The organism is Bradyrhizobium sp. Mp19 (genome assembly GCF_029952935.1).
In the GTDB taxonomy this organism is placed as follows: domain Bacteria; phylum Pseudomonadota; class Alphaproteobacteria; order Rhizobiales; family Xanthobacteraceae; genus Bradyrhizobium; species Bradyrhizobium elkanii.
Genome location: NZ_JASAUT010000001.1, coordinates 17,527 through 36,298, shown reverse-complemented (window position 1 = coordinate 36,298; position 18,772 = coordinate 17,527). Strand labels below are relative to the sequence as shown.

Annotated in this window: 19 protein-coding genes; 14 read left to right on the top strand and 5 right to left on the bottom strand. The window is 65.3% G+C overall.

Annotated elements, in window-relative coordinates; all coding sequences use genetic code 11:
• Positions 1–2: 2 nt before the first annotated feature.
• The gene (locus QJT82_RS00160) at positions 3–1,625 is read right to left on the bottom strand and encodes a helicase HerA-like domain-containing protein (RefSeq protein WP_028345354.1); all 1,623 of its coding nucleotides are present in this window, start codon (positions 1,623–1,625) and stop codon (positions 3–5) included.
• 339 nt (positions 1,626–1,964) lie between these two features.
• Between QJT82_RS00160 and QJT82_RS00155 the strand changes: the two genes are divergently transcribed.
• From QJT82_RS00155 to QJT82_RS00090, 14 genes are all read left to right on the top strand, one after another.
• Complete coding sequence (locus tag QJT82_RS00155) at positions 1,965–2,330, top strand: hypothetical protein (RefSeq protein ID WP_016841849.1); 366 nt, start codon at positions 1,965–1,967, stop codon at positions 2,328–2,330.
• 56 nt (positions 2,331–2,386) lie between these two features.
• Positions 2,387–2,794 (top strand): DUF4332 domain-containing protein, encoded by a 408-nt coding sequence (locus QJT82_RS00150; RefSeq protein ID WP_018270650.1) that lies wholly within the window; start codon positions 2,387–2,389, stop codon positions 2,792–2,794.
• A 90-nt stretch (positions 2,795–2,884) separates the two neighbouring features.
• Entirely contained in the window at positions 2,885–3,739 is an 855-nt protein-coding gene (gene folP / locus QJT82_RS00145) for a dihydropteroate synthase (protein ID WP_028345355.1), read from the top strand.
• Entirely contained in the window at positions 3,736–4,116 is a 381-nt protein-coding gene (gene folB / locus QJT82_RS00140) for a dihydroneopterin aldolase (protein ID WP_016842351.1), read from the top strand. Before folP ends, folB begins: the two co-directional genes overlap by 4 nt.
• A gap of 6 nt (positions 4,117–4,122) precedes the next feature.
• A complete protein-coding gene (gene folK / locus QJT82_RS00135) occupies positions 4,123–4,614 on the top strand; it encodes a 2-amino-4-hydroxy-6-hydroxymethyldihydropteridine diphosphokinase (protein ID WP_028345356.1) in 492 nt (163 codons plus the stop codon).
• A 105-nt stretch (positions 4,615–4,719) separates the two neighbouring features.
• Complete coding sequence (locus tag QJT82_RS00130) at positions 4,720–6,594, top strand: methylmalonyl-CoA mutase family protein (RefSeq protein ID WP_028345357.1); 1,875 nt, start codon at positions 4,720–4,722, stop codon at positions 6,592–6,594.
• Positions 6,591–7,061 carry a GFA family protein gene (locus tag QJT82_RS00125; RefSeq protein WP_028345358.1) on the top strand — a complete coding sequence of 157 codons (471 nt, stop codon included), beginning with the start codon at positions 6,591–6,593 and terminating at the stop codon, positions 7,059–7,061. The genes QJT82_RS00130 and QJT82_RS00125 overlap by 4 nt, the downstream gene beginning before the upstream one ends.
• 12 nt (positions 7,062–7,073) lie before the next feature.
• Positions 7,074–9,230: a methylmalonyl-CoA mutase gene (gene scpA, locus QJT82_RS00120; protein ID WP_028345359.1), complete on the top strand. Its 2,157-nt coding sequence runs from the start codon at positions 7,074–7,076 to the stop codon at positions 9,228–9,230.
• Between the two features lie 34 nt (positions 9,231–9,264).
• Positions 9,265–9,561: a nucleotidyltransferase domain-containing protein gene (locus QJT82_RS00115; protein ID WP_028345360.1), complete on the top strand. Its 297-nt coding sequence runs from the start codon at positions 9,265–9,267 to the stop codon at positions 9,559–9,561.
• A gap of 25 nt (positions 9,562–9,586) precedes the next feature.
• A complete protein-coding gene (locus tag QJT82_RS00110) occupies positions 9,587–9,844 on the top strand; it encodes a HepT-like ribonuclease domain-containing protein (RefSeq protein WP_245288970.1) in 258 nt (85 codons plus the stop codon).
• Positions 9,845–9,901: 57 nt separating this feature from the next.
• On the top strand, positions 9,902–10,687 hold the full coding sequence (locus tag QJT82_RS00105) for an RsiV family protein (RefSeq protein WP_245288971.1): 786 nt from the start codon (positions 9,902–9,904) through the stop codon (positions 10,685–10,687).
• Between the two features lie 77 nt (positions 10,688–10,764).
• Complete coding sequence (gene meaB / locus QJT82_RS00100) at positions 10,765–11,757, top strand: methylmalonyl Co-A mutase-associated GTPase MeaB (protein WP_028345362.1); 993 nt, start codon at positions 10,765–10,767, stop codon at positions 11,755–11,757.
• A complete protein-coding gene (locus QJT82_RS00095) occupies positions 11,754–12,401 on the top strand; it encodes a pyroglutamyl-peptidase I (protein ID WP_028345363.1) in 648 nt (215 codons plus the stop codon). Before meaB ends, QJT82_RS00095 begins: the two co-directional genes overlap by 4 nt.
• A 521-nt stretch (positions 12,402–12,922) precedes the next feature.
• A complete protein-coding gene (locus tag QJT82_RS00090; RefSeq protein ID WP_028345364.1) occupies positions 12,923–14,296 on the top strand; it encodes a TIGR03808 family TAT-translocated repetitive protein in 1,374 nt (457 codons plus the stop codon).
• Between the two features lie 98 nt (positions 14,297–14,394).
• On the opposite strand, the gene QJT82_RS00085 is transcribed toward QJT82_RS00090, so the two are convergent.
• From QJT82_RS00085 to QJT82_RS00070, 4 genes are all read right to left on the bottom strand, one after another.
• Positions 14,395–14,889 (bottom strand): TIGR03809 family protein, encoded by a 495-nt coding sequence (locus QJT82_RS00085; protein ID WP_028345365.1) that lies wholly within the window; start codon positions 14,887–14,889, stop codon positions 14,395–14,397.
• 555 nt (positions 14,890–15,444) lie between these two features.
• Positions 15,445–17,118 carry a S8 family serine peptidase gene (locus QJT82_RS00080; protein ID WP_028345366.1) on the bottom strand — a complete coding sequence of 558 codons (1,674 nt, stop codon included), beginning with the start codon at positions 17,116–17,118 and terminating at the stop codon, positions 15,445–15,447.
• Positions 17,119–17,155: 37 nt separating this feature from the next.
• Positions 17,156–17,884 carry a hypothetical protein gene (locus tag QJT82_RS00075; RefSeq protein ID WP_028345367.1) on the bottom strand — a complete coding sequence of 243 codons (729 nt, stop codon included), beginning with the start codon at positions 17,882–17,884 and terminating at the stop codon, positions 17,156–17,158.
• Positions 17,881–18,450, bottom strand: coding sequence for a sigma-70 family RNA polymerase sigma factor (locus QJT82_RS00070; RefSeq protein ID WP_016843228.1), 570 nt, complete (start codon positions 18,448–18,450; stop codon positions 17,881–17,883). The genes QJT82_RS00075 and QJT82_RS00070 overlap by 4 nt, the downstream gene beginning before the upstream one ends.
• Positions 18,451–18,772 lie beyond the last annotated feature (322 nt).

Genomic DNA, 18,772 nt, shown 5'->3' with positions numbered 1-18,772 from the left:
TGCTATCTGCGCAGCAATCCACCGAGAGCGCCGCGCACCAGCGCCCGGCCGATCGAGCCGCCAACCGAACCGCCGACCGATTTGCCGAGATCGGCGACCACGCCACCGATCACCTTGTCGGTCACCGAGCGCGTGACGCTGCGCGCAATCACCTGTCCGGTCGACATGCGGCCGCGTTTGACGTTGGTGCCGAAGATCGTGGACGCGATCGAACCGATCTGGCCGAGGATGCCGCCACCCTCGCCGCCGGCGCTGCCGTCCGCCGGCGCCGCCGTCCCGGCGAGCCGCTTCTGGATGATCTCGTAGGCGGATTCGGCATCGACCGCGGTGTCGTATTTGCCCTTCACCGGGCTCGCATCCATGATCGCCTTGCGCTCCTCCGGCGTGATCGGCCCGATCCGCGCCGACGGCGGGCGCACCATGACGCGCTCGACCATCGACGGCGTGCCGCCGCCCTCGAGGAACGACACCAGCGCCTCGCCCTTGCCGAGCTCCATGATCACCCGCGCGGTGTCGAGCTTCGGATTGGGCCGGAAGGTCTGCGCGGCCGCGGCAACCGCCTTCTGGTCGCGCGGCGTGAAGGCGCGCAGCGCGTGCTGCACGCGGTTGCCGAGCTGCGCCAGCACCTTGTCCGGCACGTCGATCGGATTTTGCGTGACGAAATAGACGCCGACGCCCTTGGAGCGGATCAGCCGCACCACCTGCTCGATCTTGTCCATCAGCGCCTTCGGCGCGTCGGTGAACAAGAGATGCGCCTCGTCGAAGAAGAACACCAGCTTCGGCTTCGGCAGGTCGCCGGCCTCCGGCAATTCCTCGAACAATTCCGAAAGCATCCAGAGCAGGAAGGTGGCGTAAAGCCGCGGGCTCTGCATCAGCTTGTCGGCAACCAGGATATTGACCATGCCGCGGCCGTCGCGGTCGGTGCGCATGAAATCCTTCAGCGTCAGCGCCGGCTCGCCGAAGAACTTGGCGCCGCCCTGGTTCTCGAGCACCAGGAGCTGACGCTGGATCGTTCCGACCGTCGCCTTGGACACATTGCCGTAGCTCTGCGCCGCTTTGCGGATCGGTGCCAGCGGATCCTCCTCGTCGCCGGCAGCCTTCTTGCTGCCGTCGGGGGCGATCGCATCCAGCAGCGCCCGCAGATCCTTCATGTCGATCAGCGTGAGGCCGTTCTCGTCGGCGACACGGAAGGCAACATTGAGCACGCCCTCCTGCACGTCGTTCAGATCGAGCATCCGCGAGAGCAACAGCGGTCCCATCTCGGTGACGGTGGCGCGCACCGGATGGCCTTGCTCGCCGAACACGTCCCAGAATACGGTTGAGAACTGATCCGGCTGGAAGGTCAGGCCCATCTCCTTGGCGCGCTTCAGGATAAAGTCCTTGGCCTCGCCGACTTCGGAGATACCGGAAAGATCGCCCTTGATGTCGGCTGCGAAAACCGGAACGCCGGCGCGCGCAAATCCTTCGGCCATGACCTGTAGCGTGACGGTCTTGCCGGTTCCCGTCGCACCGGTCACAAGGCCGTGGCGGTTGGCCAGCGCAAGCATCAGCCAGGCTGTTTCCTCGCCCTTGCCGATAAAGATTTTCTCATCGGTGTCGGCCAACTTGGTGTCGGACGTCGCCATCGCTTCGCCTCTTAACGCGATTTTAAATCGGCTCGATCCATTCGAACCGATGACATCATATTGCATCTTGCAGGTCGATTGAAACCATCGGCGCGCACTGATGTATATTGTCGCTCCACCAGTTCCTCATACTTTATTCCCGGCCAAGTGACGAAAGGCATTGCGCATTGCGACAAGATGGTGTGAATCCGCCGCTCACTCTTGCAGAGGTGCAACACTTCCGACGCGATCGAAAAAGAAAACGAACTGAAATGCGCGGATCGCTTGTATTTCGTGACACAGGCGCTCAAGATAAATCTTCAAGAATGATCCGGCAAAAACCGGTTGAGGCGGGGCAATATGGACGAATTGGTTGGGCAGCTGGCCGCGAAGGCCGGCATCGACGGTGCTGTCGCTGAAAAAACCATCGGCATCGTTCTGGGTTTCCTCCGTAACGAGGGACCTTCCGACAAAGTCCAGGCTCTGATCGACCAAATCCCCGGCGCCGAAGCGGCAATCGCCGCCTCCAACAACAGCGGTGGTCTATCGCGGTTGATGGGTGGCGGTCTGATGGCTGTCGGCACCCGGCTGATGGCGCTTGGATTGAGCATGAGTGAGATTCAGAACGTCGCGCGTGAACTTTTCAGGTTCGGCCGCGACAAAATCGGAGCGGATCAAATGGGCGAGATCATCTCGGGGACGCCGGGCCTCAGCCAGTTTGCCTGAAGCATTTTCCCAAACGCCATTGCACGTGCGCTCCCTTCTACCTGCATACGAGTATCATGACATACCCCCTCTCCGAGATCGAAGGCCTGTCCGCCTATTGCGCCACCAAACTGAAATCGCAGGGTATCCGCACGACCGACGCACTGCTTGAAGCCGCCCGCACCGTCAAGGGACGCAAGGCGCTCGCCGCCAAGACCGGGATCAGCGAACAACAATTGCTCGAATGGGCCAACATCTCCGACTACATGCGGATTCCCGGCATGGGCAAGGCGAAGGTCGGCCTGGTCCGCGCCGCCGGCGTCACCACCGTGCGCGAGCTCGCGCACCGCAACCCGTCGCGGCTCGCACAGAGCATGAAGGACGCCAATGTGCGGCGTAAGCTCGTCCGCGTGATGCCGTCGGAGAAATCGGTCGAGCTGCTGATCGAAGAGGCACGCAAGCTGCCTCCTAAAATCACCTATTAGCCTGTCTTAACGGCATTCGGCCGCCGGCCGCGTCACCCGTCATCGCCACACCTTGACTTGCTGCTGCGGTCAGCGCAAAGCCACCGCATGATGGCGAGCAAGCCCATAGCATCGGCGGTGACCGACCCGGCCGTATCGGCGGTGCTACCGGCGCTGTTGTCGCGGCCTTATCCGGCGGTGATGGGCATCCTGAACGTGACGCCGGACTCGTTCTCCGACGGCGGCCAGTTCGCCGCCCCCGAAGAAGCGCTGGCACAGGCCCGCAAGCTGGTCGCCGAGGGCGCCGATATCATCGACATCGGCGCGGAATCCACCCGCCCCTACGGCTCACATCCGGTCACCGCCGAGGCCGAAATGGCGCGGCTGAAGCCGGTGCTCGCCGACGTGATCGCGCTTGGCGTGCCGGTCTCGATCGACAGCATGAAATCGGAGGTCGTGGCCTGGGCGCTCGACCAGGGCGCTGTCATCGCCAACGACGTCTGGGGCCTGCAGCGCGATGCCGGCATGGCGCCGCTCGTCGCCGCACGCGGCGTGCCCGTGATCATCATGCACAATCGCGAGCAGGCCGATCCGGCGATCGACATTATGCAGGACATCGCCGCCTTCTTCGAGCGCTCACTCGCGATCGCCGCAAGCGCCGGCATTTCGCCCGACCGGATCGTGCTCGATCCCGGCATCGGCTTCGGCAAGACCCCGGAGCAGAGCATGATCGCGCTGGCGCGGCTCTCCGAGCTCGACGCGTTCCGACTGCCGCTGCTGGTCGGCGCCTCGCGCAAGCGCTTCATCAGCACGGTCGTGCCGTCGGAGCCGCAACAGCGGATCGGCGGCTCGATCGCGGCGCATCTGATCGCCGCGCAGAACGGCGCCCACATCATTCGCGCGCATGACGTCGCCGAAACCGTTCAGGCGCTGCGCGTGGCCGCAGCAATCGAGGGACAGCAATGACCGATACGATCTTCATCACCGGGATCGTCATCCATGCCCGTCATGGCGTGATGGAACATGAGACCGAAGTCGGGCAGCGCTTCGTCATCGATCTCGAGCTCTATACCGACCTCTCGGAATCCTCGCGCACCGATCGCCTCTCCGACACCGTCTCCTATTCCAACGTGGTGGCGACCGCGACATCGGCATTCAAGAACACCAACTACAAGCTCCTGGAGCGCGCCGCGGGTGCGGTGGCCGAGGACATCCTGGCGAGTTTTCCGCGCATCCGGGCGGTCAAGGTCACGGTGCACAAGCCGCACGCGCCGATCGCCGCGATCTTCGACGATGTCGGCGTGGTGCTGACCCGCTCGCGCCATCAACCGCCCCAGGGTTGAACGCAGATGGCTGACGTCCTGATCGCCCTTGGCGGCAATGTCGGCGACGTCCGCATCACGTTTCGCAAGGCGATCGCCAATATCTGCGGCATGACCCAGGCCGCGCTCGTCGCGCGCTCGTCGGATTATTCGACGCCGCCCTGGGGCGAGCAGCAGCAGGACAGCTTCATCAACGCCTGCATCGAGATCGAGACCAGTCTCGATCCGCATGCGCTGCTGTTCACGCTGCACAAGATCGAAGCCAAATTCGGCCGCGACCGCGCCAATGAGCGGCGCTGGGGGCCGCGCACGCTCGACCTCGACCTGATCGCCTATGGCGACGTCACACTGAACAAGCCGGAACTGACGCTGCCGCACCCGCGCCTGTTCGAACGCGCCTTCGTGCTGGTGCCGCTCGCCGAGATCGTTCCCGACCGCGTCATCGCCGGGCGCCGCGTCGCCGATGCGCTAGCCAAGGTCTCCGCCGACGGTATTTTCCGTCTAGCGGACCTCGATTAAAGCCAAACCACCGCAAACAACCGTTTGGCTTGGCCGCCCGCCCGTGGCAATTTCCGGCCAAATCAAGGGGCTCCTCGCGGGGCCGGTGAAGGACGATTTGGGCGGATGACGACCTCGACTGACGATTTGGCTCTGGCTTCGGATTTTCGACCTGCGACCTATGACGACTGGCGCAAGCTGGTCGACGGCGTGCTGAAAGGCGCCCCGTTCGAGAAGCTGGTCGGCAAGACCTATGACGGCCTGAAGATCGATCCGATCTACCGCCGCGCCACCAACTCAAGCCCGCTTGCCGGCCGCGCCGCGGCTGCGCCCTGGCAGATCCTGCAGCGGGTCGATCACCCCGATGCCGCACAGGCCAATGCGCAAGCGCTGCAGGATCTCGAGAACGGCGCGACCGGCCTCGAATTCGAGTTCGCCGGCGGTCCCGGTGCGCGCGGCTTCGGCCTTGCCGATGCCAGCAAGAAGACGCTGGCGCGCGCCTGCGGCGGCGTCCATCTCGATGCCGGCATCATGATCGCGCTCAACCCGGTGATCGGACGCGAGAACGCCGGCGAGACCTTTGCCGACATGGTCGAGGCCCGCAAGCTCGACCCGGCCAAGCTCGACCTGCATTTCAATTACCAGGCGCTCAGCACCATGGCCGTGCGCGGTGCTGCGGCCATCGCCTGGCCCAACTACGAAAAGTCGTTCGGCCAGGTCGTCAATGGCCTGATCAAGCGCGGCTTCAAGGGGCCGTTCGTGCTGGCCGACGGCCGGCCGGTCCATGATGCCGGCGGCTCCGAGGTGCAGGAACTCGGTTTCACGCTCGCGCTGGGCCTCGCCTATCTGCGCATGCTGGAAGGCGCCGGCATCGATCTCGATGCGGCGCGTGCGGGCATCTCGTTCCGCCTCAGCGCCGATGCCGACCAGTTCCTGACCATGGCGAAATTCCGCGCGTTGCGGCTGCTCTGGGCACGGGTCGAGCAGGCCTGCGGCCTCGCGCCGAAGCCGATCTTCGTCAACGCGCAGACCGCCTGGCGCATGCTGACCCAGCGCGATCCCAATGTGAACATGCTGCGCGCGACGATCGCAACCTTTGCGGCCGGGCTCGGCGGCGCGAACGCGATCACGGTGCTGCCGCACACGCTGGCGCTCGGCCTGCCTGACGACTTCGCCCGGCGCGTGGCGCGCAACACCCAACTCGTGCTGCTCGATGAGTCCAACCTGGCAAAGGTCTCCGATCCCGCGGCCGGCGCCGGCGGCATCGAGACGCTGACCTCGCAACTCTGCGAAGCGGCGTGGACGCTGTTCCAGGAGATCGAGAAGGCCGGCGGCGTCTTCGCCGCACTCGAGCAAGGCCTGCTGCAAAACAAGGTTGCGGCGACGCGATTGCTGCGCGAGACCAATGTGGCGAAGCGCCGCGACGTGCTGACCGGCGCCAGCGAATTCCCGGATCTGCGCGAGGCCGCCCCCGCGGTGCTGGATGTGAAACCATCAGCGCCGGCGTCCCCCGCCGACGCCAAGGTGAAGTTCGATGCCCTCGCACCGATGCGGCTCGCCGAGCCGTTCGAGGCGCTGCGCGACAAGTCGGATGCCGCGCTCAGGGCGCATGGCGCACGGCCGAAGATCTTCCTGGCCAATCTCGGCACCGCCGCGGACTTCACGGCTCGCGCGACCTTTGCCAAGAGCTTCTTCGAAACCGGCGGGATCGAGGCCATCGACAGCGAAGGCTTTGCCGACGCGGCGGCGCTGGCTGCAGCCTTCAAGGCCTCGGGCGCCACGATGGCGTGCATTTGTTCCTCGGATAAGGTCTATGCCGTCAGCGCCGCCGAGGCCGCCAGGACCCTTCAAGGCGCCGGAGCAAGGCATATCTATCTGGCAGGGCGGCCGGCCGACCAGGAAGCGGCGCTGCGGGCGGCCGGCATCGGCGAGTTCGTCTTCGCCGGCGGTGATGCGCTGGCGACATTGCGCGAGGCCTATCGGCGGATGGAGCAGACATGAGCGCAGAGGCACCATCGACACCCGTTCTGACCGGCGGCTGCCAGTGCGGCGCCGTCCGATTTGCCGTCTCGGCGGCACCGACCCGGATCAGCATCTGCCACTGCCGGATGTGCCAGAAGGCGTCCGGCGCGCCATTTGCCTCCTTCGCCGACATCGATCGCAACGACTTCAAATGGACCCGCGGCAAGCCCGCCGCGTTCAGGTCCTCCTCGATCGCCGAGCGCGACTTCTGCGGGGCCTGCGGAACGCCCCTGAGCTTCCGCCGTATCGACGGGCCGCGGATCGAGATCATGACGGGCTCATTCGACCGGCCCGACCGGGTGATACCGACGCAGCAATTCGGGACCGAGTCCCGCCACGGCTGGGTGGTCGGCATTGCCAACCTGCCGAGCCAGACCACGATGCAGAATTACGGACCGGACAAGATGGCGACGATCGTCAGTCATCAGCATCCGGATCATGACTAAGGAAGCCCAGGAATGACCCGCATTCCCAATTTCGCCGATGTCGCCTTCCAGCCCGTTGCCACCACGGCCCCGGCTGCGAGCGCCGAGCCGTGGCTGACGCCCGAGGGCATCCCGGTCAAATCCGTCTACGGCGAGGCCGATCTCGAAGGCATCGACTTCCTCGAGACCTGGCCGGGCATCGCCCCCTATCTGCGCGGCCCCTACCCGACCATGTATGTCAACCAGCCCTGGACAATCCGGCAATATGCCGGCTTCTCCACGGCGGAGGATTCCAACGCATTCTATCGCCGTAACCTCGCCGCGGGGCAGAAGGGCCTCTCGGTCGCGTTCGACCTCGCCACCCACCGCGGCTACGACTCGGATCATCCGCGCGTCTCCGGCGACGTCGGCATGGCCGGCGTCGCGATCGATTCCATCTACGACATGCGCACGCTGTTCGCCGGCATCCCGCTCGACCAGATGAGCGTGTCGATGACCATGAACGGCGCGGTGCTGCCGATCCTCGCGCTGTTCGTTGCGGCCGCCGAGGAACAGGGCGTGCCGCCGGAGAAACTGTCGGGCACCATTCAGAACGACATTCTGAAAGAGTTCATGGTGCGCAACACCTATATCTATCCGCCGGCGCCCTCGATGCGGATCATCTCCGACATCTTCGCCTACACCTCGCAGCGGATGCCGAAATACAACTCCATTTCCATCTCCGGCTACCACATGCAGGAAGCCGGCGCGACGCAGGACCTCGAGCTCGCCTATACGCTGGCCGACGGCGTCGAGTATCTGCGCGCCGGACTTGCCGCGGGCCTCAACGTCGATCGTTTTGCCCCCCGCCTTTCTTTCTTCTGGGCGATCGGCATGAACTTCTTCATGGAAGTCGCCAAGATGCGCGCTGCGCGGCTGCTGTGGGCCAAGCTGCTCAAGCAGTTCAACCCGAAGGATCCGCGCTCGCTGTCGCTGCGCACGCATTGCCAGACCTCGGGCTGGTCGCTGACCGCGCAGGACGTGTTCAACAACGTGATGCGCACCACGATCGAGGCGATGGCGGCAACGCAAGGCCACACCCAGTCGCTGCACACCAACGCGCTCGACGAGGCCCTGGCGCTGCCGACCGACTTCTCCGCGCGCATCGCCCGCAACACCCAGCTGTTCCTGCAGCAGGAGAGCGGCACCAACCGCATCATCGATCCCTGGGGCGGCTCCTATTATGTCGAGCGGCTGACCCGCGATCTCGCGCAGAAGGCCTGGGGTCACATCCAGGAGGTCGAGGCGCTCGGCGGCATGGCCAAGGCGATCGAGGCCGGCGTGCCGAAGCTCAGAATCGAGGAAGCCTCCGCCAAGACCCAGGCTCGGATCGATGCCGGCCGCCAGGCGGTGATCGGCGTCAACAAGTTCAAGCCGGACAACGAGAAGGCGATCGACGTGTTGAAGGTGGAGAACTCCACCGTGCGGCGGCTGCAGATCGATAAGCTGGCGCGGCTCAAGAAGGAGCGCAACCAGAAGGACGTCGATGCGGCGCTCGCCGCGCTCACGCGCTCGGCGGGCGAAGGCAACGGCAATCTGCTGGCGCTCGCCATCGACGCCGCGCGCGCCAAGGCCACCGTCGGCGAGATTTCAGACGCGATGGAAAAGGTGTTCGGTCGCCACCGTGCCGAGATCAAGTCCATCACCGGCGTCTACAAGCGAGAGGCAGCGGCGATGTCCAACAAGGTCGAAAAGGTGCAGGCGCTGATCGATGCGTTCGAGGAGGCCGAAGGCCGCCGCCCGCGCATCCTGGTGGCAAAAATCGGCCAGGACGGCCATGACCGCGGCCAGAAGGTGATCGCATCCGCGTTCGCCGATGTCGGCTTCGACGTCGATATCGGACCGCTGTTCGCGACCGCCGACGAAGCCGCCCGCCAGGCGGTCGAGAACGACGTCCACATTCTCGGCGTCTCCTCGCTTGCCGCGGCGCATCTCACTGCGGTGCCGGAATTGAAGGCGGCGCTGAAGAAGCACGGCCGCGACGACATCATGATCATCATCGGCGGCGTGGTGCCGCCGCAGGATTACGACGCGCTGTATGCGGCCGGCGCCGAGGCGATCTTCCCGCCGGGCACCGTGATCTCGGATGCCGCCGAGGAGCTGATCCACAAGCTCAACGCCCGGCTCGGCCATAGCGCGGCGGCGGAGTAGATGATAGATTAGTGGGATTGCAAGGTCTCAAACCATGACACGCGAAGAGATCGTGGCAGCGATACGAGAGAATGCCGATGCCATCAAGGCGGAAGGCGTGTCGAAGCTCGCGATCTTTGGATCGCGCGTGCGCGGCGACTATCGGCCCGACAGTGACGTCGATGTGCTGGTTGAAGTCGAGCCGGACGCCTCGTTTTCGCTACTCAACCTGATCGGCGTCGAGCATATCATTGAAGACGCGACGGGCTTGCAGGCGCAAGCAACCATGAAGCGATCCCTTCCTCCTCGGCTGGCACAACGAATCGCCGACGACATTCTCGAAGTATTCTGACGTGCAGCCAACCGTTGCAGACCGCATGGGCCACATTGCCGCAGCGATCGATAGCATTCGGGACATAACGGCCGGGCAAACCCACGAGAGCTTCGCCAACAATCTGGTGATGCGGCCGGCTGTGGAGCGGCTGCTTGAGATGATCAGCGAAGCATCAAGGCACATTCCAACCGATTTGAACGCCAAGGAAACCGGCATCAACTGGAGGCGATTGGCCGATCTCGGAAACTGGTTGCGCCATGCCTATCATCGGACCGACGCTGGCTTGTTGTGGATCAGTTGAGGATGATCTGTTGCCATTGAAGGCGTTCGTCGATCAACTCGCCAGGGAATTGAAACATTGACTATCATCGTGAAGTGGGCCGTTGCCCTGACATCGGGCTTCCTCTTCATTTCCCCCGCCATCGCCGTCGACCCGAAGCCCGACGCCACGATCAAGAACGCAAGCATCGAGGCCAACGTCTATCTCGACGACAAGATCAAGGCAGATAGCGCGCTGGCGGCCGATTGCCTCGGCGAGGGCCGGAAATGGATCGACAAGAATGCCGCCGAGGCGGCGTCCGCCCGGAAGGATGAGTCTGAGCTCTTCAGGGACCGCGGCGGCTACTCGTTCGAACGCAAATACTCCGAGCGTTCCGTCGTCGACGACCGCTATGTGAGCGTGCTGCGCGATGACTACATCGACACCCACGGCGCGCATCCGAACTCCGACGTCAACACGATCCTGTGGGACGCGACGGCGAAGAAGCGCATCAGCATCCGCCCCTTCTTCACCGAGACAGCGGACAACGGCCCGACCCTGACAGCGATGCGCAAGGCCGTCATCGCCGCGCTGAACGCCGAGAAGAAGCGGCGCGGCGCCGGCGAGACCGCGACCGCCGAATGGTACAAGGAGTTGAAGCCGACCCTGCTCAAGATCGGCGCCGTGAGCTTGGCGCCGTCGACCGTGTCAGGCAAGAGCTCCGGCCTCACCTTCCACTACCCGCCCTATGCTGTCGGCCCCTACGCCGAAGGCCAGTATGTCATCTTCGTTCCGTGGGAGACGCTGAAGCCATATCTGACGCCGGAAGGCGCAAAAATCTTCGCCGGTGCGCGGCCGAAGGGCGACGCGGACGATAAGCAATAGGGCGTCATCAACAAGCCGCGACAGTGCCGATCCGCGTTCCCCTCGCCTGCCATGGCCAGCCGTTGTAAAGCAAGACCATGACCGCATCGAAGCCTGCTGCTCCCGACATAAGCGCCCTCGCCAAGGACCTCCGCGCCGGCCACCGCGCCGCGCTGGCGCGGGCGATCACGCTGGTCGAGAGCCGGCGCGGCGATCACCAGGCCGAAGCGCGCGAGCTGGTGCAGGCGCTATTGCCCGACACCGGCAAGGCGGTGCGGGTCGGCATCACCGGCTCGCCCGGCGTCGGCAAATCGACCACCATCGATGCGCTCGGCATGTTCCTGATCGAGAGCGGCCACAAGGTCGCGGTGCTGGCGGTCGATCCCTCCTCGGCGCGCACCGGCGGCTCGATCCTCGGCGACAAGACGCGGATGGCGCGGCTCGCCGTCTCCGACCAGGCCTTCATTCGCCCCTCGCCCTCCTCGGGCACGCTCGGCGGCGTCGCGGCGAAGACCCGCGAGGCGATGCTGCTCTGCGAGGCCGCCGGCTTCGATGTGGTGCTGGTCGAGACCGTCGGCATCGGCCAGTCCGAGACCGCGGTCTGCGACATGACCGACTTCTTCCTGGCGCTGATGCTGCCGGGTGCCGGAGATGAATTGCAGGGCATCAAGAAGGGCCTTGTCGAGCTCGCCGACATGATCGCGATCAACAAGGCCGACGGCGACAACCTCAAGCGCGCCAACCTCGCCGCCGCCGACTATCGCAGCGCGCTGCACATCCTCGCGCCGCGCTCCGAGCACTGGCATCCGCCGGTGGAGACCTATTCGGCGCTGACCGGCGCCGGGCTCGACCGGCTCTGGCAGAAGATCCTCGACCACCGCACCGCGATGAATGCCTCGGGCGAGTTCGCCGGCCGCCGCAGGGAACAGCAGGTGAAGTGGATGTGGTCGATGCTGGAGAGCCGGATGATGGCGCGGCTGCGCTCGGATGCCGCGATCCGCGCCAAGGTGAAGAAGATGGAGGTCGAGGTCGCCGGCGGCCGCATCTCGCCCGCGGTCGCCGCCGAACAGATCGCGGAGATGCTGCATTGAGCGGCAGGCTGCGCATCCTTGTCACCGGCTTCGGGCCGTTTCCGGGTGCGCCGTTCAACCCAACCATGCCATTGGTGAAGCGGCTGACCGCCCTGCGCCGGCCGGCGCTCGACAATGTCGCGCTGTCGAGCCACATCTTCGATGTCACCTACGCGGCCGTCGATCGCGAATTTCCGGAGCTGATCGCACAACGGCGCCCACAGGCGCTCTTGATGTTCGGCCTCGCCGGCCGCACCGACTATCTGCGGATCGAAAGCCGCGCCCGCAATGCGGTGACCACGCGCTTCCCCGACGCCGGCCGCCAGCATGCGCGCAAGGGATCGATCGAGGGCGGCGCCGATGCGCGCATGTTCGGGCCTCATACTGAAAAATTACTGCGCGCCGCGCTGGCGACCGGGATCGACGCGCGAGCCTCGCGCGATGCCGGCAGCTATCTCTGCAACTATCTAAGCTGGCGGGCGATCGAGGCCGTGAACCGCGACAATGATCTCCGCCTCGCGCAATTCGTCCACGTTCCGCCGCTCGCCCATGACGGAACGGCCGCGCCTGGCAAATCACACATCACGCTGGAAGCGCTCGTCGATGCCGGCGAAGCGATGCTGATGGAGCTGGTGAAACTGACCCGGCAGGCCTCGCGCGCGTGAGCGCGCGGATTGGGCGGTGCAGGTACACGCCCCTAGTTGGCATCCTCCAACTCACGCGTACGCAAGCTGCGGATCATTTCAATAAATTCAGGCTCCGCAGGATCGATCTTGCGGAATCTGTAAGGCTCGAACCCAATCGTCGGAGGAGGTAGCGCGATGCCCGCCAGCCCGACGGTCAGACTACCCGTCCAGGTCGTCCCGATGAAATTGACGGGACGGCGCTTGGGAAGGAGCCGTGAGCCCTCAATCTCCCGGTATCAGGCCCCGCGCATGCGGTCATCCAGGACGCCGCGGCCTCTCGGCTCAAGCACCGGCGTTTCTGGAATACTGGATCACCCGCATGCGCTGGTGATGACATCGAGGAACGACTGTTTGACGACGTGAATCGGTTGCACCCGCGATTAACCCTACCGCCAACAATCGCCCCGCTGCGTCGGCGTGTTCACCATGCGGCGCCGCGTTTCGCGCTACCACTCGACCCGCGAACGTCACCGCTCGCGAATATTGCGAGGGCCTTGCCCATGGACGTCAACCGCCGCCATCTGATCGGAGCAACCGCCGCCGGCGCAGCCGGCGCGCTTGCGATGTCGCCTGACGCTGCGCGTGCCGCCGCTCCATCGACCGGCTCGCTCGGCCGCGACGTCACGCAATACGGCGTGCGCCCCGGCAGCCCCGACGACCAGACCCGCAATTTGCAGCGCGCGATCGACGACGCCGCACGGGCGCAGGTGCCGCTGGCGTTCCCGCCCGGCCTCTACCGCACCGGCCTGTTGCGGCTTGCGCCCGGCAGCCAGCTGATCGGCGTCCGCGGCGCCAGCCGTCTGCTGTTCAACGGCGGCGCCTCGCTGCTGGAAGGCGAAGGCGCCGGCGGCGTCGTCCTGATGGGCCTCACCTTCGACGGCGGCAACGTCCCGCTGCCGAACCGGCGCGGCCTCGTGCATTGCCTGTCCGGCCGCGACATCCGCATCACCGATTGCCGCTTCACCGGCAGCGGCGGCAACGGCATCTGGTTCGAGCAGATGTCAGGCGACGTCAGCAACAATGTATTCACCGACATCGCGACCACGGCGCTGGTTTCGTTCGACGCGATCGGCCTGATGGTGTCGCGCAACACCATCAAGGGCACCAACGACAACGGCATCGAGATCCTGCGCACCGCGATCGGCGACGACGGCTCGATCGTTGCCGACAACCGCATCGAGGACATCAAGGCCGGCCCCGGCGGCTCCGGGCAGTACGGCAACGCCATCAACGCCTTCCGCGCCGGCAACGTGATCGTGCGCGGCAACCGCATCAAGAACTGCGACTTCTCGGCGGTGCGCGGCAATTCGGCCTCCAACATCCACATCACCGACAACAGCGTCAGCAACGTCCGCGAGGTTGCGCTCTACTCGGAATTCTCGTTCGAGGCCGCGGTGATCGCCAACAACACCGTCGACGGCGCCGCGATCGGCGTCTCCGTGTGCAATTTCAACGAGGGCGGCCGCATCGCGGTGGTCCAGGGCAACATCATCCGCAACCTGCTGCCGAAGCGCCCTGCAGGCACCGACCCGAACGACGGCGCCGGCATCGGCATCTATGTCGAGGCCGACAGCACCGTGACCGGCAATGTGATCGAGAACGCGCCGACCTTCGGCATCGTCGCCGGCTGGGGCAAGTACCTGCGCGACGTCGCGATATCGGGCAACGTGGTCCGCAATGCCTTCGTCGGCATCGGCGTCTCGGTGGTGCCGGGCGCCGGCACCGCGCTGATCAACAACAACATGATCTCGGAAACTCCCGGCGGCGCCGTAGTCGGGCTCGACCACGCCCGCCCGATCACGCCGGATCTGTCGGCCGGCGGCGCCCAGCAATATGCGCAGCTTGTGGTCGGCGCGAACGCGGTGCGGCGCTAGCGCGTGATCCGGACAAGCGCGAAGCGGTTTTCCCTCGCGACAAACGCGGAACGCGTTTGCACGGAGATCATGCTCAAAAAATAAGCGAGAGCGGTCGCCTACAGCGCGTTGCGCAGCAGCGGATAGCGCCGCTGGATGGTGTCGAGATCGAGCACCGGCGGCCGCACCGCCGGAGGGGGCATCTCCAGCGGCGGCGCGTCGGCCACGGTGAGCGGCTGCTCCAGCACTTCCGTTGCCGTCTCCAGCGCGGCCGCGACCGCGGTCATGGCGGCCTCCGCCAATGTCGCGGCCTCCGACCGCCGCTCCGGCACTGGCGAGATATCGCGCGGCGGCAGTTTCGACCTGCCGCGGCCGAGCCAGGACAGATCGATCGGCGAATTGTCGAGCGAGGCTTCGCGCGACAGCAATTCGCGCCAGATGTCGACCGCGGCGCGGGCTTCCCTGATGTTCTCGAGAAAGGCCTGCTCGCTGTGATAGCGGCGCCAGCGCCCGGTGTCGAACAGTTCGGTAAGGTGCTCCAGCCTTTGCTCGGCGAGGTTGCACCAGCGTGCAACGATCTCCTGGCCTCTGGCCACGTCGGTCCGATGTGTCATTCAAGTTGCCCGCAGGAAAAGAAACGGACGCAGACGCAACCGAACCGAATCAACTGGACGTGACGCCGATATTCTGTGGAAAAGGTAAATAAAGTCTAACTAAATTCTTAATCGCAAACCGGCGATCGAAGAAGTCCGCTCGACTACGGAGTTTCTCGCTCGAACTGCCGTCAAGTCATCGACTGCCATGGTGGCGATGCGCACCGCTCCCGAGCAACGCACAACGGAATGATCCACAGCAAACCGTCGAAGCCGTCGCGCGTATGGCCATCCCGCCGCGATCGGTCGGCGGCATCGCCGCCGCGCACGGTCAAGCCCGTCATGCAAGGGTGCCCCCAAAATGAAAGACCCGTCCGGGGGGACAACCGGACGGGTCAAAGCCATATGGGCGCTTGGGGTGGATGGGCGCTCGCGCCTGATATAGCCGGGGAGGGATAAACCGCTCCCACACACATAAGTCGTGAGAGGAACGCGGACGTTCAAATCGCCGGCGATTTTTTTAACCTTCTCGCACCGCGGTTCCATCGCACCGTTGCCGGCGTTCAGCGTCGAAAATCACTGCGCAGCACGGCGATTTGCTGCGGAATCCTCCGATGCGATCGACGGCGCAGGTTCATTCGACGTGCGGCTCACGGAAGTGTTATTGCCGTCGGCCTGCTTTGCCGGCTGCGACGGTTTGTCCGCGGCGGAAGCGACGGGAGCACTGGTCGCCGCCATCACCGCGGCAAGCGCATCCGCCTCGCCGGCGCCGAACAGATCGTCACGTCCAGGCGTCCCGAGATCACGCGCCGTGCTGATCAGGATCCGTCGCACCTCGGCGGGCTTCAATGCCGGATTGCGTTCCAGCACCAAGGCCGCGATGCCGCTGACGAACGCGGCCGAAAACGAGGTGCCCGACATCAGCTGGTACTTGCTATCAGGCACCGGCACGAGGAGGTCGGCGCCCGGGGCCGCCAACGCGATATGGCTGCCGCGGTTCGAGGCCGCCATCAGCCGGTCGCCGGCATCGGTGCCACTCACCGCGATCACACCGGGATTGGCGGCCGGGTACAGCGGCGGCGATGTCGCGCCGGCATTGCCGGCCGCGGCGACCAGCACGACGTCCCTCGCCGCGGCGGCGGCCACGGCGCGCCCGACAAGTGCATCCTGCGGTCCGGCAAAGCTCATATTCACGATCTGCGCGCCGTGCGCCACCGCGTGGTCGAGGCTCCTGAGGATCACATAGGAGGTGCTCCCGGCGCCGCCCGCGACCGCACCGAAGGCGCGGATCGCCAGGATCCGCACTTCCGGCGCGCTCCCCGTCAGCCTGACGCGCGCCGCAATCGCGCCGGCAATGGCGGTGCCGTGGGCTTGCGGGCCATCCTTGCTGCCGAGCGCATCGAACGTATCCGCGACCGTGTTCGCCAGCTCCGGATGGGAGGCATCGACACCGGAGTCGATGACGGCAATGGTGACATTCATTCCGCGCGCCAGTTTATGGGCCGCGGGCAGATGGAGCTGTGTCTGGGCATATTGCGCCGGATCGCTGCCGCCCGACGCCTTCTGGTCCTGCAGCGCGTAACGGTAGTTCGGCTGCACGGAGCGGACGCCGGCATCGCCTGCGAGCTCGCGGCTCGCCGTTTCGGCCGAACGATTGCCCAAGATGCGGAACAGGCCGATCGTCGCACTCAGCAGCGCGACATTCTGCGAGGCGATCCGCCTCAACCCATGGCGGCGCGCGAGCGCATCGGCCTCCGCCTCCGTCAAGGCGCCGTCGATTTCGGCCACGAGCTCATTCGGCACGGTTCGCGTGTCGGCCGCATCCTGCGTACGCAAACGGCCGCCACCGCCGGCCCTGCCCTTCCGCGCTGCGCCCTTGCCGGCGGCCGTGCGGTCGGAGCATTGGCCGCGATCGCCGTCATCGCAATTGGCGGAGAGACGCGGCGCGGGGCGCACAGGGGGCGGCGACACGCGCGATCGTGGCCCATCGTCGGTCCACGACGTGGCCGGGCCGCGGTCCACCGACGGCGGCATGCGGCCAACCGTGCCGCCGAACCCGCCGACGGGATTGCCACCAACACGGCCCATACCGGGATTGGCCCGCTGCCCAAGCGAGACCTGTGGCGCGCCACCGGTCGGCGATCGCATGAAATTCTGGGCGGAGGCCGAGCCCGCAACACTAACCAGCAACAATGCTGCGGCCGCGGCGATCGCGTGGCTCGTCGATCTGGTCCGGCCGTTGGCGGCCATGGTGACCTCAACTCGGCGCAGAACCGTCAGCCACCGATTACGGCGTTTCCACCGCGAGGCTGACGATCTTCTCCTTCTGCAAACGCGCAATCAGCGCAGCAACGCTGCTCTTGTCCATTGCGCGGAACTGCAACCGGAACATCCCGCCCTTCCCGTCGAGGATCGAGGCCTGGTAATTGTCGAGCAGCGACGTGATGTCGGCGATCCTGGCATCGGGCGTGAAGCGCACCAACAGCCGGGTCGGCGTCGCCGCCACGCTGGCACCGAGGTCGCGGGTGATCGGCGCACTGGGTGCAACGGCGCTCGGCGCGCTGCGTTGTTCGACCGCATCAAGCGAGGCGGTCTCGAACAAAGCCGGCTGGCTGCGCATCAGCACCGTGCCGATCACGCCCGCCTGTAGCAACACCACGACCGCGCCGAGGCCGGACGACCAGGCCAGCGTCCGCGGCGATAATTTCGAAAAGAACTCCGAGACGGAGGCCGACATGCGTGCCCCCATCGACGGCTTGTGCTCCGGCTCGGCATCGATCGCGGCGAACAGCTTATGCATGGCGCGCGCCGAGGGCGCACCGAGGCTCTCGTTGAGGCCGATGGTTTCGGCATATTCCTCGCGAATGACGGCATATTGCCGGGCGAGCTCCGGATCGCTCGCGAGCGCGTCCTCGACGCGGCGCGTGTCACGCGCGTTCAGCGTGCCGGCCGCGTGCCAGGGCAGCAGCATCTCGATATCGTCAGGCTCTTGCACCTTTTTTCTCGCAGCCATCATGGCCAACCTCGCTCGACACCGGCTGCCTTCAGCAACTCGGCAAGTTTCTTGCGCGCATAGAACAGGCGCGTCTTCACGGTATTCTCCGGAATCCCCACGATCTCAGCGACATCTTCCACGGATTTCTCGTGATAGTAGACAAGATCGACAATTTCCCGATGTTCCGCCGATAGTCCCGTCAGGCACCTACGCAGCGTGTCACCGGTGTCCTTCTTCTGCACTACCGTTTCCGGATCGTCGGACGTGTCCTCGATCGCGTTCGCGGCCTCATCGTCCAATTCGGCGTCCTTCCTTCGCCGCAGCGAAGACAACGCCTTGAACCGGGTAATCGCCAGAAGCCAGGTCGAAACGGCGGATCGTCCCTCAAACTTGCCCGCCTGACGCCACACGTCCAGAAAGACCTCGCTGATGAGATCTTCCGCCACCTGTTCGTCCCGCACGAGCCGAAGCCCGAAGCGGTACACCCTGACATGGTGCCGCCCGTACAGCACCTGCATGGCAAGCCGGTCGCCTTGAGCGATCCGAGCGATCAGAACGTCGTCTGAAGCCGCCTGTGTCGCGCTCAATGGCCGTCTCGCAAAGTTGGTCTGAAGGGGGCGGTGCGTGGTTCGACGCGAGAGCCAAGATTCTTCACATTACGGCAATGTCCGCACTGCATGTGTGATCTATGCCACAGTCGGCGATTCAAATGAGGAAAAATCGGCCGAGACTCGATAAACGGTATCATAGTAGTTAGAACTCTCGCGGACAGGCACCATCCGGCGCGACCATACCAATGCTTTATCGGCAAGCCAGCACCGTCACGAAGTCCACCACGGCGCAGGCTCCCGGCACATCGCTCCCGACCCGCTTCGGCAAACGGATTCCCCTTACGAAACAAGGGCGATG